Origin of the sequence: Nitrospira sp., assembly GCA_024760525.1 — a bacterium.
GTDB lineage: Bacteria > Nitrospirota > Nitrospiria > Nitrospirales > Nitrospiraceae > Nitrospira_D.
This window is the reverse complement of sequence record CP060499.1, coordinates 1,912,559-1,936,242: the sequence shown is the minus strand read 5'-3', so window position 1 is coordinate 1,936,242 and position 23,684 is coordinate 1,912,559. Positions and strand designations below refer to the sequence as shown.

The following is a 23,684-nucleotide window of genomic DNA, read 5'->3' as shown; positions in this document are numbered from 1 at the left end:
ACAAATCGCATTCGATTCCCCTCCACGTTCGAAACAAGGTGATGAATCGATGAGGAGCACTGTTTCTTCCTTTGCATGGCTCGACGTCCCGATCGTCTCTTGCCTGCTCGTTCTGTCAGGGTGCCTTTCGCCGATCAGCTTGAATCGAGCCGTGATCGCGTATGACGACGCCATCATCGAGGCGCAGTCCAAGCAACTATTGATCAATATCGCCAGAGCGCAACACCATCAGCCGATTCACTTTACCGGAGTCTCGAACGTCGCGGCGACCTTTGACTTTCGGTTTACGGCCGGAGCGACACCGGCTCTCACCGGGGATGCCAGCCGGACCATCTTGCCTGTCATCGGCGGTAGCGTGGCCGAGAATCCGACCATCAGTATCGCACCGATCGAAGGTGAGGAATTTACCCAGCGCTTGCTCACCCCCTTCCACGAAGCCAAGCTGACCCTGCTTTTGCGTCAAGGAATCGATATCGATCTGCTGCTCAGGCTGATGGCTAAAGAACTCCGGCTCAAACACAACGATGGAGCCGTCGCCTATCGCAATAATCCGTCCGATAAGGTCGGCTATGAAATGTTCCGGCGTGTGGTCCTCCACCTCTCAGCCATCCAAGACCACAACAGTCTGTATGTAGAACCGTTGAGCATCGAACGAAGTTGGACAATCCCTGCCGACTCGGTCACAGCGGAAGGATTCAAAGCACTCGAACAGGACTATCAAGTGGAGTACAACAGCCCGGATAAAACGTATACGTTACGAAAACTGGTGGAAGGCGGCACCCTCATTACCAATTACGACCCGGATTCACTGTCGCGAGAAGAGCGCGCCCGGCTCCAAAATGAGAATGAACTCGGGCTGACGAACGACGTGACCTTTGATATCCGCCCGGGGCACTATGGCGGCGACTGGCCGCTCAAAGGCGACTTTCGACTGCGAAGTTTCAACGCCATGTTGAATTTTCTCGGGCTCTCCATCAACGAAGAACCGGAATACCACGTTGACAAAGACAGCCGGACTCCCGAGGTGGCTGAGAATCCGGTCAAGACCATGGATCTGATTATGTCACCATCATCTCCATCCGGAATGGACCTCGTCATGCGATCCCATGGGCACTATTACGCTGTGAATACGACCGGTCCACAAGCTCGCTGGAACCGGGAAGCGTTCAAGCTGCTGTCGCAGCTGTTCCAGATGACAGTCACCGAAGTGCCCCGCGCCGGCGTGCCGAGCATTACCATCGCAAAATAGAGCGGGATTTCTGACTGTTCACACCGAGTTTGACGGTATCACGCGTCGACACGATCGAGACGAGGCTTGGGAGGGCGCCGACCCACGAGATAGATGAGTGCGGGAAAGAGCAGCGTCGTGCCGGGGAACACGATTCGAAATCCCCACCAAGGCAACTTTAATTTCAAAAACCCGAGCCCGAATGTCAGCAGAATGGACGCGACGATCCCATAGATATAGGCTGGAACCAGCGTGGTCGAGTGATCTTCGCTCCGTTGCCTGGATGCCGCGACAAAACCTTTGATGAGCGTGTAGACGGAGAGAATGATAGAGCAGATTCCGAAGTATAAGGCATATTCTTGCATGGAGCCGCTCTCCTTCAGCTCTCCAGTAGGCGGTGAGCAGCTAATTTATAGCCTATCGCGTCCGTCCTTGTCGAGACGGCGCCCACGTTCGCACCAATTTATCGAGCTATCCCTCATCCTATGGAAATAGCCCGTTGATCTTGTATTTGTCGGTATCTCCCCCGACAATAGATGAAACTGCGGATAAGACTTTCAAGTTCCGTGGCAATCTCTCACGCTCAGGAGTGGCGCGTATGAAAATGTTGGTGATCGTCTTTCGTGAATCGCTCGTGGAACATGTTCATGCCTTGCTGAACGAATACGAGGTGAGCGGATTCAGCGAGTTGCACAACGTCGGCGGAAAAGGGGCGACCGGATCGACCAGCCAGTTCTTTCTCGCCCCCACGACCAACCGGATGATCCTGGCAGCAGTATCGGAACAGGCGGCCTATCGTCTAGTCGACGGATTCACGCGGTTCCGTTTGGCGCAGGAGGCAGCCCAGGGCGATAACGCATTCCCCCTCCACGTCTTTATCCTGCCATGCGAGCAAGTGGTCTAACCGAATCTACGGACGCCCATCACCGGCGACATGCTTCCTCGGCAAACACCGTCTGAAGACCTTGGCGGAACGTGACCTAAAAACAATGGCCTCCAACGGGTTTCCCCGCTGGAGGCCGTTTGCATGACTGCTCAATACCAAGAAGACCTGCGCGCTAGTGCGGGCTCGGCATCGCGGACTCTGCCGCCTCTTTTGCATCCTTCTGAGATTTGGCCTTTCTGGCCTTGACCGATTTTTTCATCTCCTGCTTCTCGGCCTTGAGCGCGTCCCGCCTCGCCTTCATCTCCGACTTCATCTGGTCTTTCTTGACCTTCACGTCGGACTTCATCTGGTCCTTCTTGGCCTTGAAACTCTCCCGCATCTGCTGATGCTCGGCCCTCATGTCGCCCTTAGCCTCGCCGGCCATGGAGCCCATTTCGCTCTTCATCTCAGAGCTGAGGCTTGTCGCTTCGTCCGCCAGAACCGGTGCGCCGGTGCCAAGCATGACTGAGGCGGCAACTGCTGATAGGATGACAAAACGCATGGACACCCTCCCATGAAATAGGTTGTATCAACAATGGCGCCAGGAACCGGCGCCCAGTCTAGGGGTACTCCGAGATGGAATTCCTGGCAACCAATTTCATGGTTTTGACTGTGAGCTGAGAGAGGTGCGAACCGGCTTCTTCGGCTTCACCATGCCGATCCAAATCATTGTAGATCGTTGTAATCCATTCGAAGAAAGCCTGTGTCATAAGATGAGGGTCTGCGTAACGACACGGCCTCCAGCGGATGGCCCGCCGGAGGCCGTGCAAGAAGATGCTACGCACTGAGGCGTGCCGCTTGGAGTTCAGCTCCGTACGACATCTACCGAAGAATTCTTCTCACTTTCCTAGCCTTCACGCCAAGACTTCACAGCCGTGGGGCGCATTCAGTGCTTTGGGTCGGAGACGAGACTAGGACCTCGTCTGCCATAGCAAGAACACCAGCCCGGCTGCAACTGCTGACACGAGGACGAAATGCATGGGTACCCTCCCTCAAATGTGACGTGAAAGACTATCCCGCACTGGAAACCAGCGCGCCGTCTACAGCTATCGTGAGAGGGGATTTCTGGCAACTGATTTCAAAGTTTTGGAGATTCGAACGCGGAAGCAGACAACGCGGGTACAGCAATCGCGTTCACCGGTCACGAATGGATATTGCAGCAGAACCAGAGACGTTGCGCGAATCAGCCCGTCGGCGTCGTGTTCGATGCGCTTACGGCATGACGACCAGCTTGCTGAACTCCTCGCGCGCCGTATTCACGATCGAAGGCGGTGCTTTGTCGGGGCTGCCGGCATCGAACGGCGGATGGGGATCGTATTCGATGAGCAGCTGGGTGAGTTGCGCGGCGTCGGCTCCGAACTCTTCCGCGACCAATGTGAGAGCCATATCAATGCCGGATGACACGCCGGCGGCAGTGAGAATCTTCCCTTCACGGACAACCCGTTCCTTCGTCGGGATCGCACCGAATTGTTTCAGCACATCGAGCGCGAGCCAATGGGTGGTGGCCTTCAGCCCGTTCAGCACGCCGGCGGCTGCCAGGCCCAATGCGCCGGTACACACCGACGTGGTCCACTTGGTAGTCCGGTGCGCTTGAGCAATCCATTCCAGAACAAGCTGATCCCCCATTACCGCCTGCGGAAACGCAGTTCCGGGCACCACGAGGATGTCGGGGCTGGGGGTTTCAGCCAGCGTATAGTCGGCCGTCAAACGGAGTCTGCCGAAGTCGGTTCGCTTCACGCCCTTCTCGCGCGCGACGAAGCGCACATCGGTGCCGAGCGTCGGCGATTGCAGGACTTCATATGGGCCGATCGCATCGAGCGCCGTCATGCCATCGTACAGTAGTATCGCCACTTGCAAACGCTTCTCTGGAATCATCCTCTACCCTCCATTCCACCATACCAGCCGATCGGCTGGAGCCTCACGCGGTGGCTCCGCTTCGATAATTTCGCAGATTTCACAGTCGTCAGTATAATGATCCATGTCCTGGATCATTGTCTTTGTCGTCCTCATCATGGGAACTATATGGCCGAGCCTGCTGCGCGCATCTGACGATCGAGGGTCTGAACAACCCAGCGCAAGGGAACGCTTGAACCAAGTGCTCGGATCCGAAGGCGGCGTCCAAGTATACAAGGATTCCCATGGGAATGTAGAGACGACGATTGATCCGCCTGGCGGCAGCCGTCGTACCATCATACAGCCACCGCCAAGTCCATCGATGAACCTCGGCCCTCCCCTTCAATTGAACAACCAGACATTTCAGCCTGCTCCTGCACCTCCCACTCCTGCACACCCACCTGCTCCAGAATTTCCGCAGAAAGCTCGGTAAGAAGAGGACACGCGCATATTTGGTATCGATTGAAATCCAGCATCGTCATACGGTCAAAGATGATAAAGGCGGTCTTCATCGGTGTGTACGACGAGGATGGGAGATCTCTCTCCTGCTCATTCGTCGTATCATGCGTTATCTCTCTTCCGGCGGAATGGCACGAAGCTTCTGCGCAAACAGTTGATGCGCGCCCACATCCACGGACCGGTGCCTGACCTTCGTGCTGGCTGGATCCTTGCCAAGGAAGTTGTCGTCTTTCCAGTTCCTCGACGGTCTGATGGGGCGCGGCACGAACCCTCCGCCGCAATTGGGGCAGACATTGGTCAGCACGTGTTCAACACAGTCGGAGCAGTACGTACATTCATAGCTGCAGATGCGCGCTTCGGTCGAGTTCGGCGGCAAGGCCTTGCAGCATTGCTCGCAGACCGGCCTGAGTTCTAGCATGGTCTCTCCTTAGATGGGGTTATTGCGCGCGCTCCTCTGGCTGACCCGGCGATCTCTCGTGTTTATGAGCCGCCCTCGATCGACTGCGGAATCGCGCCGGGGGGAACCCGAACTGTCGCTTGAACGCGCGATTGAATGACGGCTCCGACTCATAGCCTGCCTCGCTGGCGATCTGCGCCACGCTGTTGCTGGTGGAGACGAGCAGTTGCGCACCGAGGGAACGCCTCCACCGCGCGAGATACCCCATCGGCCCCTCCGAGAGACACCGCCGGAACCGCTCCGTCAGTACGGATCGCGAAATGCCCACTTCCTCGGCGAGAGACGCGATCGTCCACGGATGAACCGGCCTGCGGTGCAACAGGCCCAAGGCTTTTCCGACGTCCGGGTCGCGCACACCGGCCAGCCACCCCTTTTGATCCGGGGTGAGGACGGCGATATACCGCCGCAGCGCTTCAATGAACAAGACTTCGGACAGTCTGGCGAGCACCGCCTGACTACCGGGCTGGGTCCCATCCGCGTGATCCACTGAATAGCGGATGGTTTGTTCGAGCCATTGGCTTGATGCGTCAGCGCGCACGTTGACTTTCAGAATGGGCGGCAGCCCGCCTAAAAACGGTTGGCTGAGTTGTGGATCGCAGGCCATATAGCCGCAGATGAATTTGGTGACCTCCCCTCCGCCACCCATACGGGCAACCTTGAGGCCTTGTGCGAACACCCGTTTCACCTGTTCCGTATGGTTTGTCGGTCTGACGAACGGCCCATTTCTCAATGCATGCGGGTCGCCGTGCGGAAGGATGACCAGATCGCCGGCGGCAAGCTGAAGCGGTCGTTGATTTCCTTCGATGTGCGCATAGCCTCGGCCTTCGGTCAAGAGGTGAAAGATGATGACGTGGTTTGCACCGGCGGACAGATAAGGAGCCAGCTCCGACGAAGGAGGGGAACAAAAGCACCAGGGCGCTGAGAATTCCGCATTGTAAAACACAGCGCCGTCGAGTTTGACAGTCTTGAGGACTTCGGACAAGACGTCCATATCATTCTTCGAGGCAATTCGGCGTCTCGGCCAAGTCTCCCGGTCGCCCGATCAAATTCCACGCAGTGTAGCATGCTCCTGATAAGAGAATCAGTCTCCCGGGTAAGGCAATCGCCCGTCGTTCCTTTTATAGTGTGCTTCAGAAGCACAACGCAGGTTTGATCATCGCCATCGCCAACAGAAGGAGATCGACATGTATGACATGAAGAACCTAGGGAAGATGAAACTGCTCGAAGTGCACGCGCCGGAGGCCATGAAAGCGTTTGTGGCGTTCGACAAGGCCGCCTTGGCGGAAGGTACGTTGTCGAGGAAGTACAAGGAGCTGATCGCACTCGGCGTCGCTTTCACGACGCAATGTCCTTATTGCATCGAAATCCATACGAACAACGCGCGCGGGGCGGGCGCCTCGGATGCTGAGATTGCCGAAGCCGTGCTTGTCGCTGCTGCCCTTCGTGCCGGCGGAGCGATTACTCACGGCACGCATGCCTTCAAGGGAGCGTGACCATGGATACGGGGGTGCTGACGGAGGTGATGACCGACAGAATCGGCCTCGTTCAGCCTGTTTGATCGGGAAACCAGCTCAATGGCCGCGGCAAACTCAGCTCTCGAGTGAGAATGAAGCCGTGGCCAGATTCACCGAGCTGTAGGCGAGACGTACGCTGCCATTCATTGTTGTTGATGGCGCCTGATCCGGATTCTGCACTACAGGACGATCCGGCTCATCGGCCTTGGGTTTGGGCTCACCCGGTACATCTCTCATGAGGCGCTCGTGGAGATTGTCGAAGAACTCCGGAAGATACGCCTGGAATTTGTGCAACTCAGCCTCGGCTTCCTTCAGCGCATCGAACACCTGTTTGAGGAGAGCCGCTACCTGCGCACCCTTCATCGGCATCGTGAGAGAGCCCCGTGCAGACGAATTCGATGACGGGGTGGGCGCCGTGGTACCGTTGGACGGTTGCGGGATCTCCGCCGCCGTCGCTGGCGCCCCACCCGCGGTAACTACTGAAGCTGTAACCATCGTGACCGACCGCACGGCCTCCACACTCAAGTCGAGACCGGACAAGGTCGCTGACTCGCTAAACTGTTTAGCAAGTTCGACGGTGTAAGATCTCGCCTCCTCATCCTGGCCCTGAAAGAACCCGTGAAAGATGCCGGAGAGCTTCTGGAAGAGATTCCCAAGATCGTGCAGCTCCTGCTCGTTCAGATCGCCCTTTACCTCGACGCCGAAGTTCCGCTGAAAGGCATATTGTGCAGCACTCACTCCAACATTCATGGCTCCTTGAGCAGTCTCGGCACGAGACTGATAGGTGCCGGTTCGAAAGTCGGACTCGACATCGGCTGTCAGCACAATGGTATCCCCGTCCATGGTCGTCATACTCAGGCGACCGGATATATCATTGGAAATCGCCATCTGGCTGACGTGAGTATCCAGTCGGTGCACGCCGGCATCGGCTATGGGACGCAGGTTAAAGAATTGTTGGGGGTCAAAGTTGGTTAGTGCTTCAACCGGCATGGATATCTCCTACTCATGAGATAGGGTAGAGTCCTCCGCCACTTCCCTATCGGTCAAAAATCAGACCAGCTTAAGGCACGCTGTGCTATAGTGTCGTCCACTTCCGTATGGATACCGACCAACCTAGAGCAAGGAGGGGCCTATGCGAACCCTGATAGGCAGTGTCGTGATCGCCGGTGCAAGCATGATGCTCGGACTCACAGGTTGCACCCTCAAGGCTACCTTCAATCAGACCACCGACACGACCTCCAATATCACCGGCACGACATCCGGAGCTGCCTGGTGGAGTGAAGATGGTCAGATCAAGCCGGACTTCAAAGCGGCGGCTTTTGTATCCTTCAATCAAGAAAACCTACAGCAAGATCTGGCGGCAGGGCGGGGAGAATATCTCGCATCGATGGGCAGGCTGTTGGGAGTTCCCGGGGATCGCCAATCGGCATTTTTCTCCGCGGCCCAGGCAGGTTATGCCGAAACAGTAGGCAAGGATTCCACCTCGCTGCTGGCGCAGCTCAGGGACATATCCAAGGCATTCGCCCGATAGTCCGACTTCAGTACCACATCACTGGACGGCCTGCCCTAGGACGGAAAGCGTTGTTTCGCTTTGCCGCCCGATGACCGTTCGCACAAGTGCGCCATCCCTGAACACCAAGAAATTCGTCGGCACCGATGGAATGCGCGGACCCGGGAGAATCACACCGGCAAGATTTAAGGGATCCGTCGCTGAGAGTTTGACCTCATGGCCGGAGCCGGGAGAGAGCTCTTTCTTTCGCATCGCTCGCAGCGACTCCACCGCTTCCGGCAACGCAAACTGTTCTCCGGTAAATCCGCTCACAAATCTGCCGCCTCGCACCTCGCCGGCCATCTCCATGCGCCGATACTGCACAAGGAGATCTCGCCATGACTGAACCACCGACTCCCGCGCCAGCACATCACGAAACACCACGCCGTAACGGCGCAGGAGCTGGCGAGCCACCTGCTCCGTGTGAGGCGCCGAAGTCGCTGCAGCCGGAGACTGTGTACTGACCACTGCGGGCTTCGTTGACCGGAGCAGCAACCATCGTCCGGTTGAATGCCGGGGTCGACGGGCTCGTTCACGACCCTCGGCACGACGCCGATGGGGATCCATCAGGGCGCGAAGATTGTCGTACCCATCTGCCGTCACAAACCCTGCCGCCGCAAGTTCCCACAGTCCGTTTTCCACTTCCGTCGGAAGATCGTGTGTGATCCGGACCAGATCGGCAAAGAAGCTTGCACCCTGTTCCTGCAACGCATGACGCAGATTTTGCGCCACCGCACTTAAGTGCAGGGCAAAATCGGGTTCGACTGCGGCAGGCTCTCCGCGCAAGACCTGCATCAGCCATTCACTGTCCTCACGCGGAAACAGACTGATGGGAGCGACGCTCGTGGGGATGATCCGGCGTCGTTCCTGCTCGCGGTCAAACGTTAAGCTGGGATGAGGCGAGAGCCGTCCCCAGCTGACCGCTCCGCTCAGACAGAGTCGATCCAAGAGTTCCGGCTCGTACTTGGCCATGCGCGACCGCAAGAGCTGTGGTTCCCACGCAGAGGCTGCCGCCTCGAATCCCGCGAGTTGTCCGATCACTTGCAGCAGACCAGCTTCACCATGCTGACGTGATCCGGGTAGAACATGCTGCCATTGCATCAAAAACCGCATGAATTCCAATGCCGTGACCGGTTCCACCTCCTTGCGCAACATGCCTATGGTCAGACGATGAATACGAGCCAGCAAGCGGCGGTGACACCATTCTGGCGTTTCAGGTCCAGATTGCGATGCAGGCTTGGAGTCGATCGCTGAGTAAGACCGAAACCGGCCACGCAAGACTTGGCCGGAACTCTCGAGCCGGACCATTGAGCTGTTGATCCTATCAACCGGAAGATGCAGACGTTCAGCCAACTTGTTCGTGGTGGTCGGACCGATGCTCTCCATCCAGCCAAGAACCATGGCATCCAGGGTCGCATCATCACCGGCCATGAACAGTCTTTCTATACTGTCCCGATCCTCTGTTGCTATCCATCCCTTCGCCTCATGCCCATCCGCCTCTATTGACCACGGAACTGCCCGCCCCTCCTCGACCAATCGCGACACGTGCGCCGCCCATTCCTTCGCTTCCTCGATGGGTAACCAAACCAGGGTCAGCAGCGCATCGTGGAGTTCATCCGGATCGCGAACCACCGGCCAGGACTCCCGCTGCACTTCCTCTATTGCCGTTGGATCGAGCGCGCCGACCTGGCCGGCCATTTCTGCGGGAAGCGTTCGCCGCATTTCCACCGCCCGCGCCCGGCGCTCCTCCAGCGGCGCATCATCCAAAAACGCATAGGGATTGGCATTCAAAATTTCATGAGAGAGCGGGGACGGTGTCGGCGTATCCACGGCAAGGCAATCGATTGTCCCCGTCTCTATTCTTGTGAGCAGTCGTGCCAGCCCGTCAAGGTCCATGGCCTCCGTCAAGCAATCGCGTATGGTCTCGGCCACCAGCGGATGATCAGGAATCTGTCTCGTGCGTTCTCCGACCATATTATCCTGACATGCAAGAGCATCAGGGAACACAGCCGCCATCAAATCCTCCGCTTTCATCCGCTGAATCTGAGGCGGGATTTTCTTGCCGCCGGCAAAACGAAGGAGCATCAGCGCGCGGCTCAGGTTCCACCGCCACCTCGTCATAAACATCGGCGCCTGCAACAGCGCTTGAATCAACACGTCCCGAACCGTGCGGCTATGGAGATAGCCGAACACCGACTCGAGCGGAAAACTATGGCGCTCACCCAAGGAAATGACGATTCCGTTGTCGGTCGCGGCCGCTTGCAATTCGAAATCAAAGGTCACACAAAAACGCTTGCGCAACGCAAGTCCCCAGGCTTTGTTGATCCGTCCGCCGAACGGAGCATGGATCACCAGCTGCATACCCCCGCTTTCATCGAAAAACCGTTCGGCGATGATGCAGTCCTGGGTCGGCACGGCGCCTAAGACCGCGATCCCGGAGGCGACGTATGCCGCCGCCTGCTCAGCCCCGCGCTGGTCCAACGCACACTCCGTCCTCAGAAAGCTGATCGCTGAGCGCTGACGGCTCGAATCGGGATCTGTTGAAGCCACCCTGTCGGCGATCGCTTGTCGCAGAGATGCAACGGCAGCGGACAGCTCGGTGGTCCGAGACGGAGCCTCTCCTCGCCAGAACGGAATGTTGGGCGGAGCCCCTTGCGCATCCTCCACTCGCACCTTTCCCGCTTCAACCCCTTTGATCCGCCAGGACGTGTTGCCGAGGAGCATAATGTCACCGGCAAGGCTTTCAACCGCAAAATCCTCGTCGACGGAACCCACCACGGTCCCGTCCGGCTCAGCCACCACCGCGTAGTTGGCGGTATCGGGAATAGCGCCACCCGAGGTGATCGCCGCCAATCGCGCTCCTCGTCTTCCTTTGAGCCGATGGTTGATCCCGTCATGGTAAAGGTATGCGTGCCCTCGTCCCCGTTGCGTCGCGATACCATCCGCCAGCATCCGCAGGACCTGAGAAAACTCCGCACGGGACAGATCTCGGTACGGATAGGCCCGCCGGCACAGGGCGAAAAGATCCTCTTCCGTCCAGGTCTGGGTCGCCGCTGCAGCCACCAGCTGCTGGGCCAAAATATCCATCGGCGCCATCGGGATCTCGATTTGGTCCAGCGCGCCGGCGCGAATGGCTCGTACCAAGGCCGCACATTCCAGCAACTCGTCCCGCGTCATGGCAAAGAGGCGGCCTTTGGGAATGGCGGTGATCCAATGTCCCGCGCGGCCGATCCGCTGCAAGCCTGTCGCAATAGCCCGTGGCGAGCCGATCTGGCAAACCAGATCAACGGTCCCGACATCGATGCCCAGTTCCAGCGAAGCGGTGGCAATCACCACGCGTGTCTGACCGCTTTTCAGTCGCTCCTCGGCCGACAGCCGGATCTGCCTCGAGAGGCTGCCGTGATGGGCTGCGACCGCGTCCGGTCCAAGGTCTCGCAGGCGATCCTCCAAATAGTGAGACACTCGCTCCGCCAGCCGCCGTGTATTCACGAACACCAGCGTCGAGCGATGCTGCCTGACAAGTTCTGCAACGCGGTCATAGACATCGGACCAGATGGCGTTCGTCGCCACCGCGCTCAACTCGTCCTTGGGCACCTCGACCGCAAGATCCAACTCCCGTCGATGCCCCACATTGATGATCGTCGGACAAGACCGAGCGCCAACCAGAAAGTCCGCCACCAATTCGATCGGCTTTTGCGTTGCAGAGAGTCCGATCCGCTGTGGAGACTTCATCGTCAAAGCTTCCAGCCGCTCCAACGACAGCGCAAGGTGCGCGCCGCGTTTGTTGGGCGCGAGAGCATGAATCTCGTCGACGATGACCGTTCGTACTGTCTGCAAAAGCCGTCGACTTTTTTCGGCGGTCAACAGAATGAACAATGACTCTGGTGTCGTGACAAGAATGTGAGGGGGCCGCTTGAGCATGTGCTGGCGATCCGGCATCGGGGTGTCCCCGGTCCGCACTAAGACACGCAGCTCCGGCATCAAGAGTCCGGCTTGCAGTGCCAATTGCCCGATCTCAGCCAGCGGTTTCTGCAGATTTTTCTGAACGTCGTTACTGAGCGCCTTGAGAGGCGATATGTAGAGAACCTGCGTATGGTCATCCAGTTCGCGGGCAAGCGCCTGCTTGAACAGGCTATCGATACAGGCGAGAAAGGCCGCGAGGGTTTTGCCTGAACCGGTCGGCGCGGCAATCAATGCATCCGCTCCGGAGTGAATCGCCGGCCAGGCTTGGAGTTGGACGTCAGTCGGCCGGCCGACACGCGAAGAAAACCATTCAGCAATAATCGGATGGAACTGCGCGAGAGGCATCTTTGCATCTTACCATGCAGAGAACATCCATACATGACCGATGCGCTCTAGGGTTTACTCCAATGGTGGATGGGCTCTCGTTTGGTTAAACTGAATCATGATTCATCCCCCTGTGTAAAATTGCAGGTGAGCACATTAAGGAAAATGCTGGACAGCTGGACGGTTGTGAGTGACACTTTGACACGAGAATGTGAGTGCCTGTGTCACTAAATGCGAGGGCTGATCATGTGGCTTCTCTTGATCGTCTTATTGACACCCACTGCCGGTGTGAGTCCCGCGACAGTGCTGAACACCTTTGCCACCTATGAGGACTGTCAGCCCGAACGGAATCGCATCGGTTTTGAAATGGCGGAAAGTTATCCGTACGAGAGTGATTTTCGCATTGTTTGCGAGTTTCGAGCGCACTCCAAGACCCTGACACACCATATCGATCAGGGGAACTCCGCGATCGATCATATCTTCCACGTCCAGCTGTCGATTCCTCACGCCCCATTCTCCGTCACGCCCCGGACTGATTTCCCGTTTCGCTCTTCATAGCAGCTATGGCATCATAGCTGACCATGCATCTCTCCATCATTATTCCAGCCTTTAATGAGGCACGTCTGATCGAGCGATGTCTCCAATCCGTCAGCGAATCGGTCACGGCCAACCGCGCGGCACATTTCGCATCGAGCATCATTGTTGTCGACAATAATTCCACCGATGATACCGCCGCACTGGCAAGACAGGCGGGGGCGCAAGTTGTCTTTGAACCAATCAATCAGATCGGCAGGGCGCGCAATGCGGGAGCCGCTCACGCAACCGGCGACTGGTTGCTTTTTTTGGATGCCGATAGTCTGCTCAGTCCAGGCCTTCTTGCCGACATCCTACGACTGATCGAAGGGGGAAAACACGTCGGTTGCGGCAGTACCTTGCGTATGGACGGGCTGCCTTGGTGGGCACACCTGACACTGCGCATTTGGACCGGCGCATCGATTCTGTGTCGATGGGCGGCAGGGGCCTTGGTCGTGTGCCGCCGCGATGCCTTTCAAGAAGTCGGCGGGTTCGACCAGACCCTCTATGCGTTGGACGAAATCGCTCTCAGCAAGCAGCTCAAGCGATGGGGGCGCACACGCGGCCTTCAATTCACCATTTTAACCGGACATCCGTTGGAGACATCGACGCGGAAGGTCTCGCTCTATTCAGGCCGAGAGATCGCCGCACAAATCTTCCGAGTTCTTCTGCTTCCAAGGAGAACTTTACACGACAAAAAACAGCTCTCCGTCTGGTATGACGGACGGCGGTGAGCCTTCTCGATAGCGGCTTGCACGGTTTCATTATCCCTAGATACCCGCGTACCATTCATACCCCTGATCTTCCCAATAGCCTCCCTTCCCAGCACCGATGTCGGCAAAGGAGTCGACCAATTCGATCTTCATGACATATTTCGCATGTTTGTAGCCAAGCTGACGTTCGAAGCGAAGGCGGAGCGGGGCACCGTGGGGAATGTCCAATGGTGCGCCATTGAGTTCATAGGCCAGGATCGTCTGAGGGTGGTAGCAATCAGCCACGGCCATGCTCTCGTAGTAGGCGATCCCTTCATCATCCACATCGGCGCAATGAAACACCGCATAGCGGGCATTCGGCAATGGTTCGACCACTCGCAGTAGGTCACTGATCGGAACCCCGGTCCATTTTCCTATGGCACTCCAGCCCTCCACACAGTCGTGGCGAGTGATTTGCGTCCGAAACGGGAGTTCCTTCAGCGCGGCAAGCGACCAACTCCTGGGCGTCTTGACCAGACCGCTCACCTCCAACATCCACTCTGAAAAGTTCCGTGCGACATGTTCGGCATACTGTTCCGTCCCCGGATCGATGGAGCCGTTTGCCGGAAACAGCGCCGAGATCTCGGTCTCACCATATTCTTTGGCCAGCGCATTCTTGGGAGTCACCGCCCGTTGCGCAGCTTCGGTCAACCCTTCGGTCTTGCGGAGGATGGACGAAAACCAACTGCTTTGCGTGAGATTGTCGCAACCGGAGACTGCAAGCAGGCTCGCAGCCCCCAAGGTCCCTTTAAGGAAGCCTCGTCGTCCCATCGCGCGTTCATACTTCATGGCCCGCTCCTTCATGTTTGACAATGAACCATCCGGTGACCATCGAGCGGAGGTTGTTGAAGAATCCGGTGAGGACCACCTGCAGGACGTGAATCATGATGAATCCGACGAATGAAAAACATGCAAAAAAGTGCAGGGTCCTCGCCCCCTGGCGACCTCCTAGAATAGTCAACAGCCAGGGGAACGCCGCATCGATCATCGGCGACATGGCCAAGCCGGTCAGCACGATCAATGGGGCCAGAATGAACAAGATACCTGCATAGGTCAGCTTTTGAAGGACGTTGTACCGCTTGGCTGCTTCGCCTACAGGATGTTGCAAGATCAGGTGATCTTTGATGGACTTCCCGATACCGCGCAGATCTTGACGCGTTGGCGCCAGATCACGGGTGACATGTCGGCTCGCCAATGCATAGGCCGTAAAGATCATGCCGTTGATCACAAAGAGCCACGCCAAGAACAGGTGCCATTGCCGCCCCATGGCGAGCCACCTGGCGCTTGGAACGGTTGCCCAGGCCGGGAACGCTCGGCGCATTCCATCGGAATAGCCCAGCACACCGGTCGTATCGAACTGATGGCCGACAATGGTTGTGACCCCTTTCATTTTCCCCTGCTCGTCCACAATGGACCGAATCGACAGCAACGGCTGATCACGATCTGAGCGATCACCCCAATACAGTGCAGGATGGGCGTTGAAGATCTGCAGCCCGCTCATGATCAGAACGATCAGAATAGGGACATTCAGCCAATGGCTGATCCGCACCGGCAATCGATGGCGGTACACCTGTTCACGGGAAAACACGGTTGGAGCGGTTTGATCGTTCAACAGAGGCGGTACCGATACCGTAGGTTCTGAAATCGGCACGTGTTCCCCTCTCCACTCAGGGTGAGTAAATACCAGCTTCATTCTACCTCTCCTTGAAAGGCATTCACATAGCCCTTCGTCGGAGATGCTGTCTATTTCTTACAAGGTACTGGATGAGGTATCTTCGAAGAATGAAACGGCCTGCAGTCGAGAGATCCGAGCACAGGCCGTTGGAGAGAGGACGGCTTGGGTTTATTTCTCCTAATAACCCATCGCGCCTTTCATTCCACCCTTCATCTCGTCTTTTTTCTCCTTCATTTCACCGCTCATCTCATTCTTTTTCATCTGCATGTCGGTTTTTATCTCATCTTTTTGGGCTTTCATCTCGTCATGCTTCGCTTTCATGTCACTTTTCATGTCAGCCTTCATCTCACTCTTCGTCTCATCTTTCATCTTGCCCATTTCATCGGCATAGGAAATGGTGCCAACCCCCATAAGACACCCCACTACAGCAATTGATAATAGAATCTTCTTCATTGAACGCCTCCTCGTTGGTAAGTGATGGTTGAACGGTCTCCGGCAAACCGTTGTCGCAGTCGAAGCCGGTTGATCGGTGATGGGAACTCTTTTGGCATGAGGGCTACCGCATCCCTTATGAGGGAGATCTGTCTCACATAGGCCCGACAACCGACGCATGACGCAAGATGAAGACCGATGTCCACCTTCATGCAGGCCGAAAGACGGTCTTCCAGGTAATCCGACGTACGACCCGTCAGTTCGCGACATGTCATTCCGTTGTCGATCCCTTGAGACGGATGGTGTTCCATGCGAAGCCTCTGGTTGTGGACTACTCATCCGTGAGTCTCCCGTCCCTCAACTTTCTTACACACAAACTAAACGCTAGGGAGATAGAATTTCTTACTTGCCCTTGGCGTAGCCTCAGACCGACATGTTATCGGCTAATGCTTGTTCGACCGCCGCTCTCACTCGCTCCCTTGCGCGATGCAGCCGGACATAGAGATTTGTTTCCGTGATATTGAGGACTTTGCAGATTTCCTTGGCCTCTACTCCCTCAACGTCGCGCAGGATCAAGACTGTTTTGAGTGTCGAGGGCAATGCTTCAATGGCCTTGTTCATCGCAGTCACGGCCTGTTGGTCGGCCAACAACTTTTCAGGCGTTTGCTCGTCCCAAGGCTGAGGGGGAAAAGCCCAGTGGCCGGTCCGTTCGCCGGATTGCTGGAAGCGAGATGGATCGATACTTTCCTCGCTTGTATCGTCGGGCGACTCAAAGGAAGAAAATGTGACGTGCCGCTTCTCGCGCACTCCCCGATCCTTGGCCTTATGAATGACGATCCCGAAAATCCAGGTCCGTAGGGATGAGCGCCCTTCAAATCGATTCAACCCTTTGATGACGGCCATCCAGGTATCTTGAACGACTTCCTCCGCTACTTCGCGATCCGTCACATAGCCCATGGCCATTCGAATGAGCGCGCTATGATGCCTATCGACCAGTTCATCGAACGCCCCTTCATCACCTTTTCGCAGCCGTATGATCAGGTTATCTTCATCTCCGGGTGCAGCAACGCCCGGCCTCACGCGGTCAGGCATCGTGTGATGTTCGATCGATGCGCTCAGGGTTCCCGTGGCTGTATTCATGATCGGCCTCCAATGTGAAGCAACTCCGTGACGAACGACGGGGCGCCCATGAGGGTCACGTTTGTCCTCGATAGGTTGTTGATGACCTCGATTCCATTTGCATCGATGTAGTCGACATTCGAACAATCCAAACGCACCGCCTTCTTCTTTCGAAGATACGAACGGCATTCACCCTCAAGCAGCGCCGCCCATTGCTCCGTGATTTTTCCTTCCAGCTTGAGAAGCACGTCTCGCCCGTTCTCCTGAATTCTTGTGATCTTCAGCATCGTCTTCCGGTCTCCTTCAGTTTCGGCCTGATGCCGGCTATTGAGCAACCGCAATGCCATGCGGCCGATACAGCCTGAAGTCGTTCTAAGTTACTGAATAAATTATGATTTCAGGTTTTGACTTTGCGGAGAATCGAATATCACAGGAATGGGCATTCCCAAAATTTTGGGACCGTCACGGCATAATGGGAAACCTACGGTGGGTCTAGAGAGAAGAAAGTGACTTAGATTATCGAGTTGCAGCCAGGGTTGAAGTAGCGCGCCATACCGAACTCGCCGCTTTGCTTTTCTCGGAGTCCATCAGTCCAAGAGCGCTGCGAGCGACGCGTAGTCGATTGAGAATTTGACCTGGTCCAACCAAGCTTTGCGCTGGACCAATTCAGGCCGGTTGTACACCTCTTCTTCGGTAAGTGTGGGGACGAAGACGGCGATGACCTGTATCTTCCCTGGTTTACTCCGATCCGGGAAGGCCGGGTCCATCTTGTAGGCGAGTGCCTGATCGGTGGTGCCAGGTTTCAGGCTCTTCAATTCGAAGGCGTCTCGTAATTCCTCTGCCTGCAGGGCCGCACGCTCTATGTGGTCGTTGAGATCCCGTTCAGCTTCGATCGACAAGCTGCCGGCTTGAGCACGCAGCTGTTGCGCCTCCGCCCGATTGCCGGCATTCTCTGCTGCCACCGCCTCTCGTTCCAGCGCCAAACTTTGAGCCATTACCTCGTCCACTCTTCGCCGGTCGTCCGTGTTCAGCTCCTGTATCGCGGCAATTTGGGTTTCAACCGCCTTGCGGGCAGAGTCCTCCGGATCAGCCCACACTGCCGGCTTGGCAAGTTGCTCGGCGGTGAACGATGCCCGGTAGGTTCGGTATTCACCGAGCAATTTTGAGAGGTATGCATCCCGCAGCGCATCTCTGGCCTGCGCTGCTTGGACATCTGCAGTAAGCCGCTTTATGTTCTCCATGTAGTTATCGGCGCCGGCTGGATCGTTCCTTCTCAGCAGTGCCGCAGTGCGTTCAGCCATCGCTCGATCGGGTGCTTTGCGTGCAGCCTTACCCCTATGCCAGTCAGCCATGGCCTTTTCGCGCGAGGCGCCAAGGCGATCAAGCCGATCCCCGAGTGTTTGAGGGATCCATGGGAGCCGCTCATTCTTGGAAATTATCACCCATCCGCCATAGTCGGGATAACCGGCCACGGTACCGGTCCGTTTCGGGATGTCATCGCGCCCCATGAACATCTCCTTGGACAGATAGTTGAAATAGACACTGACTCTCCCGATCGATCCATCCACTCGGTCCGCCTGAGGGTTGACCCTGCAGTCCCCCTCCCAGATTTTGATACCCACCGACGTCTGCTCCGGGTAGGCACGCACGAACAAGCGCGAGTTCCATGGGTTATGCGCACTGGCCGCCATCGTGGTCCGCATGCGAACCGGGACCGGTGAATCCATGAGTTCGCGTGATTGTTTCACAATCGCTTCGGCGGCGCTCATGGCTTTGAAGTACCGCGCCCATCGTTTGTCGGTGACCGGTCCTTCGTCCTGACGCGGGGTCCAACACTGGACCTGCGCGACAGCGGTCGTCGGAATGCTGAACGGCGGCAGCACTGCAAGCACACCGAGGGAAAGTGCGACATGGGCCACGAATGGAATCGGCATATGGACGTTCATCTTAGCAATAAGCAGTGGCCGCTTGTTCATGCAGGACGGTTGATCCCCAACTTCTTCATGCGGGCTTCGAGCGTAGTGGGTTTCAATCCAAGAATTGCCGCCGCGCCCTTAAGGCCGCTCACGCGCCAACCGGTTTGTTCCAGAATCTCGACGATATGCTGTCGTTCGATTTCTTCGAGCGTGAGTGCTTGCCCGTTGCCGGATGCCTTTCCACCCACAGGTGAAAGCCAGTCGATCGGTTCCAGTTCCGAGCCTTCGCTCAGAATGACCGCTCGCTCGATGACATGCTCCAGTTCGCGGATGTTTCCCGGCCACCGGTAGCGTTGCAATGCCGTCATCATTCGCTCCGGGATATGGGTAATTTTCTTTCCGAGGCGGCTCGCATGTTTTCGCACAAAATACTGGGCCAGCAACGGAATATCTCCCTCTCGCTCGTGCAAGGAGGGGATATGAATCGGGAACACGTTCAGGCGATAGTAGAGGTCGAGCCGGTAATGACCCGATTTCGAGAGTTGCTCAAGGTTTCGATTCGTGGCGGCGATCACACGCACGTTTACTTTAAAGGTCTGTGTTCCCCCGACTCGCTCGAACTCACCCTCCTGCAAGACACGCAACAACTTGGGTTGCAGGTCGAGCGGGAGTTCACCGATTTCATCGAGAAAGATCGTTCCCCTATCGGCCACTTCGAAACGGCCCATCTTCCTGGTCAACGCTCCGGTAAAGGCTCCTTTCTCATGACCGAACAGCTCGCTTTCAATCAATCCACCGGGGATAGCCGCACAATTGACCTTGACTAAAGGCCGGTCCTTCCGCGGGCTCAAGTTATGGATGGCCCGGGCGATCAGTTCCTTGCCGGTGCCGGTTTCGCCGGTGATCAGCACGGTGGAATCAGTCGGCGCAACCCGCTCGGCGCCTTTGAGGACTTTCTTCAGTGAAGTCGATGAGCCGATCAACTCTTCGAAGTTATGGCTCCCCTTGATCTCTTCTTGCAAGTACACATTGGCCGCCTCGAGCCGCGCTTTCTCCTGTTCCATCAGAACTTGTTCGGTGATATCGATGAACATGGTGCGAGTATAGGTGCCGGTAGGGTCCGGCCTCGACCACCATCTGATCCACAGAGGCCGACCGTTATCCTTCCGGCGCAGTTCGAGCACGACACCGCTCGTGTCGATGCCCTTTCCAATGGATTCGAAGGCATCTTTCAAACGGCGCTGCGCATCCGGTGTGTCAGGGATGAAGGTCGAGCCGTAGGTACCTTCAACCTGATCCGGTGTGATCCCCAGCGTTCTCAAGGCCGTTTTGTTCGCGCGAATGAACTTAGAATCCAAGCCTTCGTTGACATAGGCAATGGGCGCCTCGTCGAAGAGATCGCGCAGTCGTTCCTCATTGTCTTTCAGTTGGGCCGCCATTCGCTCTCGCTCGAGTTCGGCGCCGGCCCGAACGCCGAAAATCTTGAAGACCGAGAGGACCCGTGGATCGTCACGCATCGGATTGGTGTCCATCACCGCCAGATGTCCCATCACTCCCCCTGCGCGATCTACGACAGGTATCGCCAGGTAGCTCTCCACGCCCAGTTTCGCCAAGTCTTCCCGGTGTTCCGGAAACAGGTCTTGAACCTTCTCGGGAAACAAACAGACCTCACCGGCCAGCACCCGTTCACAAGGCGTGTGGGGCAGGTCGTACTCGAAATTATCGAGAAACCCGTCCCCTTTCCAGAACGCCAAGGTTCTGACGCGCGTGCGGGTCCCCTCAACGAACTTTGATACGAAGGCGTATTTCATCTGCAGCGCTTCGGCCAGATTTTTCACCAGCGACGGGAAAAAGTCGGCTCCGGTAGCTGCCGCGGTTCCTTCGTCAATCTTGCGAAGCGTGAGATCACTCTTCCTCAAGGTCTGTTCATAACGCAACCGTTCAAATTCCGCCGCGGCGCGAACAGCGAAGATGGCCAGGATCGAAGTGGCGCGCACGTGATCCGGCATCGGCTTCGAGTTCATGATGGCCAGATGGCCCACGACGCGGTTCAATGAATCGACAACCGGAACACCGCAATAACTATCGACACCGATATCCTGGATCAACCGCACCTGAGGATAGAGGCTGCGGAGGGCATCGGGATGATGCACACATTTCTTGGTGAGCACGGTTTCACAGGGACCATTGGCCGGAACTTCAAAAGGCGGCAATACTCGACCATTCCCCCACCCTGCCTTCGATCGAAACGTGGTCCCGTCCTCGGCCAGTTCAGAAATGTAGGCATAGTCGGCCTCGAGCGCGATCGCCAGTTGCTGCACGAGCGATGGAAAGAAGTGCTCGCCGACACTCGCTCCGACCCCTTCAAGGATTCTACGGATGAGCGCCCCGGTTCCCGCCGTCTCATCGGCGGGGGTGAGTGGAACAGGTTCAGGTTCGGAGGGTGACATCGTACTCATCCGGCGGCAGGATGGCGAATAGAAGAATCACGGGCTCAAAGTGTATCACCGGGAGGGAAAATGTGGCAACGTGAGCGAATGCGTCCCTGCTAAGCGAGTGCTTTAAGGATGAGGGCCACCCGAGTCCAGGAGCTGATGCAATAGACACGCAATGGCATCTCCGTCGGGGGAAGGTCGTTCCTCGGCCGTTGACACCGTCCTCTTAGACACGTAGCCTGCTTTCTCATCCCATCTTATGGCTCGCAAGCAAGTCGTCATCATTGGAGGCGGTTTTGGAGGTCTGACGGCGGCCCGCTCCATGCGTCATGCCGATGTGATACTTATTGACCGCACGAATCACCACCTATTCCAACCGCTGCTCTACCAAGTCGCCACCGCCGCATTATCTCCCGGCGATATCGCGTGGCCGTTGCGGACGGTCTTTCGGTCCCAGCCGAACGTCCGTGTGGTGATGGACGAAGTGCTGTCGATCGATCGAGCGGCTCGGCTGGTTTACCTGCGGGAAAGCCCGCCGATCGCGTTTGACGTCCTCGTCGTCGCTCCTGGGTCACGACATGCCTACTTTGGGCACGATGAGTGGGAGGCCTTTGCGCCTGGACTCAAGACAATGACCGATGCCGTCCAGCTGCGTGAGAAGATGTTGCTTGCGTTTGAGGAGGCTGAACGACGAAGAGCGGCAACGGACAAGCAGGATCGAATAACCTTCGTGATCATCGGAGGAGGTCCGACAGGAGTGGAGTTGGCCGGGGCGCTGGCCGAGATCGGGCGAAAATCCATGGGGCCCGACTTTCCGACCTTGCGGCTCGATGACCTTTCGGTCATGCTGGTGGAAGGCGGCTCCCGCATTCTTCCCGGCTTCGACGCCGCACTCTCGGCAAAAGCCGCAAAGGCGCTCGAACGTATGGGAGTGACGATCAAGCTGAACAGCCCTGTGAGCGCGATTCGTGCCGAAGGCGTGACAATCAACAACGAATGGGTACCTTCGACGAACATTATCTGGGCGGCAGGCAATCGGGCTTCGCCTCTTCTACAGACGCTCGCAGTCCCTCAGGACGCTCCCGGTCGGGTCAAGGTCAGGCCGGATCTGACGATCTCCGAAGATCCCTGGATCTTCGTCATCGGTGATGCCGCACATTGTGTGGGTGCTGATGGGAAACCATTGCCGGGTCTGGCACCCGTCGCCATGCAACAGGGGAGCTATGTTGCCGACCTCATCGATCGGGACGTCGCTCTGGAGCAACGGCCACCCTTTATCTATGCAGACCGTGGCATGCTGGCCACAATCGGGCGCGCACAAGCCGTCGCGCAAATCGGTCCTATCCGTGCCTCAGGGCTCCTTGCCTGGTTACTGTGGTGCATCGTCCACATTTTTTTCCTAATTGGCTTTCGGAATCGAATACGGGTGATGTTGGAATGGGTCTGGTATTACCTGACCTTCAAACCAGGGGCGAGGTTGCTGTTTGACCGGCCTAAGGCTTCCCATATCCCACCCCAGAAAGACCATTCCAATCGCTCAGCCGATTGAGACGCCTGGACTCCTGATTCACGATGCCCAAGAGACCCGTCTGTTCAATGGGCCGGGATGTTAGGACCGATCTTTTCTAGGATGACTTGCTTCACCTGTTTTGCGAAGCGCTTGGAAATTTCCAGGTTCCGTAGGACGTGACCGGACTCGGATACGTTGTATGTGGCCGGAAAGGCTTCCGAGGTGATTGTCGCCTCAAACACCACCGCCAGCGTCTTGCCCGGCTTTCCCGTCTTCCGATCGATCCCGTAGGCCTCCTTTAGCGAGACTTTTGGAGTCACCTCGACGTCTGCGCCGGACAACATATGCGGTTTCAACAGACCTGATCTATTCCGATTATCTTCGAGAAGCTTGATGATAGGATCGGCGGCGAGTTCGCTTCGTATCTGCTGCTCCACCACACCTTTTGTTCGCTCGGCCTTCTGCATGTGTCCATCCAACACCGCCGGAACGAGATTCACATAAATGGGATCGTTCGGTTGCCGTCTCGGAGCACGATTCAGTTGCGCCAACTGTTCAGTCCTTCTCAGGCTGAGTTGTTCCTCCATGTCTTGCCCTGCTGCCCGCCGTTTTGCCACCGGATCGTCCGCGTCGTGAATAGTGGCTTTCCCATTCTGGTCGATCTCATACACGAGCGTCTTGGCCCCATGGTCGTCAACGCGATAGACCTTCTTCCCGCCCTTCAGGCTCGCCGTGTAGTAGCTGCCTGAACAGGCCACCATCATGAAATATGCTGTTATTAGACTACCGGCAACGATCATCCCGATCGCACGACTGTCCTTGGCGTCCATGAATTCTTGCTCCTTCACTCTTATTCGCATGAGGCGACTCCGGTGAGAGCCCCGACCTCATATAGTAAGTGTAGCAGCGCCGATCCTCACCGCTAGGACGCCGGCTGTGCGGCGCTTCATGGACTCAAGA

24 protein-coding genes are annotated in these 23,684 nt (G+C 56.9%); 7 read left to right on the top strand and 17 right to left on the bottom strand.

Going from position 1 to position 23,684, the window contains the following annotated elements; all coding sequences use genetic code 11:
- The first annotated feature begins 49 nt into the window (after positions 1-49).
- A complete protein-coding gene (locus H8K04_09020) occupies positions 50-1,249 on the top strand; it encodes a hypothetical protein (GenBank protein UVT17650.1) in 1,200 nt (399 codons plus the stop codon).
- A 38-nt stretch (positions 1,250-1,287) separates the two neighbouring features.
- Here the strand turns inward: H8K04_09020 and H8K04_09015 are convergent, their stop codons facing one another.
- Positions 1,288-1,593, bottom strand: coding sequence for a hypothetical protein (locus H8K04_09015; protein UVT17649.1), 306 nt, complete (start codon positions 1,591-1,593; stop codon positions 1,288-1,290).
- A gap of 233 nt (positions 1,594-1,826) precedes the next feature.
- On the opposite strand from H8K04_09015, the gene H8K04_09010 reads away from it, so the two are divergent.
- Positions 1,827-2,132 (top strand): hypothetical protein, encoded by a 306-nt coding sequence (locus H8K04_09010; GenBank protein ID UVT17648.1) that lies wholly within the window; start codon positions 1,827-1,829, stop codon positions 2,130-2,132.
- Between the two features lie 154 nt (positions 2,133-2,286).
- On the opposite strand, the gene H8K04_09005 is transcribed toward H8K04_09010, so the two are convergent.
- The 5 genes from H8K04_09005 to H8K04_08985 form a co-directional block, all read right to left on the bottom strand.
- Positions 2,287-2,655, bottom strand: coding sequence for a hypothetical protein (locus tag H8K04_09005; GenBank protein ID UVT17647.1), 369 nt, complete (start codon positions 2,653-2,655; stop codon positions 2,287-2,289).
- Between the two features lie 710 nt (positions 2,656-3,365).
- A complete protein-coding gene (locus tag H8K04_09000; GenBank protein ID UVT17926.1) occupies positions 3,366-4,010 on the bottom strand; it encodes a DJ-1/PfpI family protein in 645 nt (214 codons plus the stop codon).
- A 332-nt stretch (positions 4,011-4,342) separates the two neighbouring features.
- Entirely contained in the window at positions 4,343-4,558 is a 216-nt protein-coding gene (locus H8K04_08995; protein UVT17646.1) for a hypothetical protein, read from the bottom strand.
- A gap of 56 nt (positions 4,559-4,614) precedes the next feature.
- Positions 4,615-4,923 (bottom strand): DUF1272 domain-containing protein, encoded by a 309-nt coding sequence (locus H8K04_08990; GenBank protein ID UVT17645.1) that lies wholly within the window; start codon positions 4,921-4,923, stop codon positions 4,615-4,617.
- A gap of 19 nt (positions 4,924-4,942) precedes the next feature.
- The gene (locus H8K04_08985; GenBank protein UVT17644.1) at positions 4,943-5,953 is read right to left on the bottom strand and encodes an AraC family transcriptional regulator; all 1,011 of its coding nucleotides are present in this window, start codon (positions 5,951-5,953) and stop codon (positions 4,943-4,945) included.
- 193 nt (positions 5,954-6,146) lie between these two features.
- Here H8K04_08985 and H8K04_08980 point away from each other — a divergent pair, with 193 nt between their 5' ends.
- A complete protein-coding gene (locus H8K04_08980) occupies positions 6,147-6,455 on the top strand; it encodes a carboxymuconolactone decarboxylase family protein (protein UVT17643.1) in 309 nt (102 codons plus the stop codon).
- A gap of 96 nt (positions 6,456-6,551) precedes the next feature.
- On the opposite strand, the gene H8K04_08975 is transcribed toward H8K04_08980, so the two are convergent.
- A complete protein-coding gene (locus H8K04_08975; protein ID UVT17642.1) occupies positions 6,552-7,466 on the bottom strand; it encodes a hypothetical protein in 915 nt (304 codons plus the stop codon).
- 142 nt (positions 7,467-7,608) lie between these two features.
- Between H8K04_08975 and H8K04_08970 the strand changes: the two genes are divergently transcribed.
- Complete coding sequence (locus H8K04_08970; protein UVT17641.1) at positions 7,609-8,007, top strand: DUF3015 family protein; 399 nt, start codon at positions 7,609-7,611, stop codon at positions 8,005-8,007.
- A gap of 18 nt (positions 8,008-8,025) precedes the next feature.
- Here the strand turns inward: H8K04_08970 and H8K04_08965 are convergent, their stop codons facing one another.
- Positions 8,026-12,333 carry a DEAD/DEAH box helicase gene (locus tag H8K04_08965; GenBank protein UVT17640.1) on the bottom strand — a complete coding sequence of 1,436 codons (4,308 nt, stop codon included), beginning with the start codon at positions 12,331-12,333 and terminating at the stop codon, positions 8,026-8,028.
- A 225-nt stretch (positions 12,334-12,558) separates the two neighbouring features.
- On the opposite strand from H8K04_08965, the gene H8K04_08960 reads away from it, so the two are divergent.
- Both H8K04_08960 and H8K04_08955 read left to right on the top strand, forming a co-directional pair.
- Positions 12,559-12,870 carry a hypothetical protein gene (locus H8K04_08960; protein ID UVT17639.1) on the top strand — a complete coding sequence of 104 codons (312 nt, stop codon included), beginning with the start codon at positions 12,559-12,561 and terminating at the stop codon, positions 12,868-12,870.
- Between the two features lie 23 nt (positions 12,871-12,893).
- Complete coding sequence (locus H8K04_08955) at positions 12,894-13,619, top strand: glycosyltransferase (protein ID UVT17638.1); 726 nt, start codon at positions 12,894-12,896, stop codon at positions 13,617-13,619.
- Between the two features lie 36 nt (positions 13,620-13,655).
- On the opposite strand, the gene H8K04_08950 is transcribed toward H8K04_08955, so the two are convergent.
- The 8 genes from H8K04_08950 to H8K04_08915 form a co-directional block, all read right to left on the bottom strand.
- The gene (locus H8K04_08950; GenBank protein ID UVT17925.1) at positions 13,656-14,408 is read right to left on the bottom strand and encodes a molybdopterin-dependent oxidoreductase; all 753 of its coding nucleotides are present in this window, start codon (positions 14,406-14,408) and stop codon (positions 13,656-13,658) included.
- Positions 14,409-14,415: 7 nt separating this feature from the next.
- Positions 14,416-15,330: a cytochrome b/b6 domain-containing protein gene (locus H8K04_08945; GenBank protein UVT17637.1), complete on the bottom strand. Its 915-nt coding sequence runs from the start codon at positions 15,328-15,330 to the stop codon at positions 14,416-14,418.
- Between the two features lie 159 nt (positions 15,331-15,489).
- The gene (locus H8K04_08940) at positions 15,490-15,765 is read right to left on the bottom strand and encodes a hypothetical protein (protein ID UVT17636.1); all 276 of its coding nucleotides are present in this window, start codon (positions 15,763-15,765) and stop codon (positions 15,490-15,492) included.
- On the bottom strand, positions 15,762-16,055 hold the full coding sequence (locus tag H8K04_08935; GenBank protein ID UVT17635.1) for a hypothetical protein: 294 nt from the start codon (positions 16,053-16,055) through the stop codon (positions 15,762-15,764). Before H8K04_08935 ends, H8K04_08940 begins: the two co-directional genes overlap by 4 nt.
- A 112-nt stretch (positions 16,056-16,167) precedes the next feature.
- Positions 16,168-16,836: a sigma-70 family RNA polymerase sigma factor gene (locus tag H8K04_08930; protein ID UVT17924.1), complete on the bottom strand. Its 669-nt coding sequence runs from the start codon at positions 16,834-16,836 to the stop codon at positions 16,168-16,170.
- A 44-nt stretch (positions 16,837-16,880) separates the two neighbouring features.
- Positions 16,881-17,210 carry a hypothetical protein gene (locus tag H8K04_08925; GenBank protein ID UVT17634.1) on the bottom strand — a complete coding sequence of 110 codons (330 nt, stop codon included), beginning with the start codon at positions 17,208-17,210 and terminating at the stop codon, positions 16,881-16,883.
- Positions 17,211-17,450: 240 nt separating this feature from the next.
- Positions 17,451-18,797 (bottom strand): hypothetical protein, encoded by a 1,347-nt coding sequence (locus H8K04_08920; protein UVT17633.1) that lies wholly within the window; start codon positions 18,795-18,797, stop codon positions 17,451-17,453.
- A 38-nt stretch (positions 18,798-18,835) separates the two neighbouring features.
- The gene (locus H8K04_08915; protein ID UVT17923.1) at positions 18,836-20,788 is read right to left on the bottom strand and encodes a sigma 54-interacting transcriptional regulator; all 1,953 of its coding nucleotides are present in this window, start codon (positions 20,786-20,788) and stop codon (positions 18,836-18,838) included.
- A gap of 685 nt (positions 20,789-21,473) precedes the next feature.
- On the opposite strand from H8K04_08915, the gene H8K04_08910 reads away from it, so the two are divergent.
- Entirely contained in the window at positions 21,474-22,763 is a 1,290-nt protein-coding gene (locus H8K04_08910; protein ID UVT17632.1) for an NAD(P)/FAD-dependent oxidoreductase, read from the top strand.
- A gap of 44 nt (positions 22,764-22,807) precedes the next feature.
- On the opposite strand, the gene H8K04_08905 is transcribed toward H8K04_08910, so the two are convergent.
- Positions 22,808-23,584: a hypothetical protein gene (locus tag H8K04_08905; protein ID UVT17631.1), complete on the bottom strand. Its 777-nt coding sequence runs from the start codon at positions 23,582-23,584 to the stop codon at positions 22,808-22,810.
- Positions 23,585-23,684 lie beyond the last annotated feature (100 nt).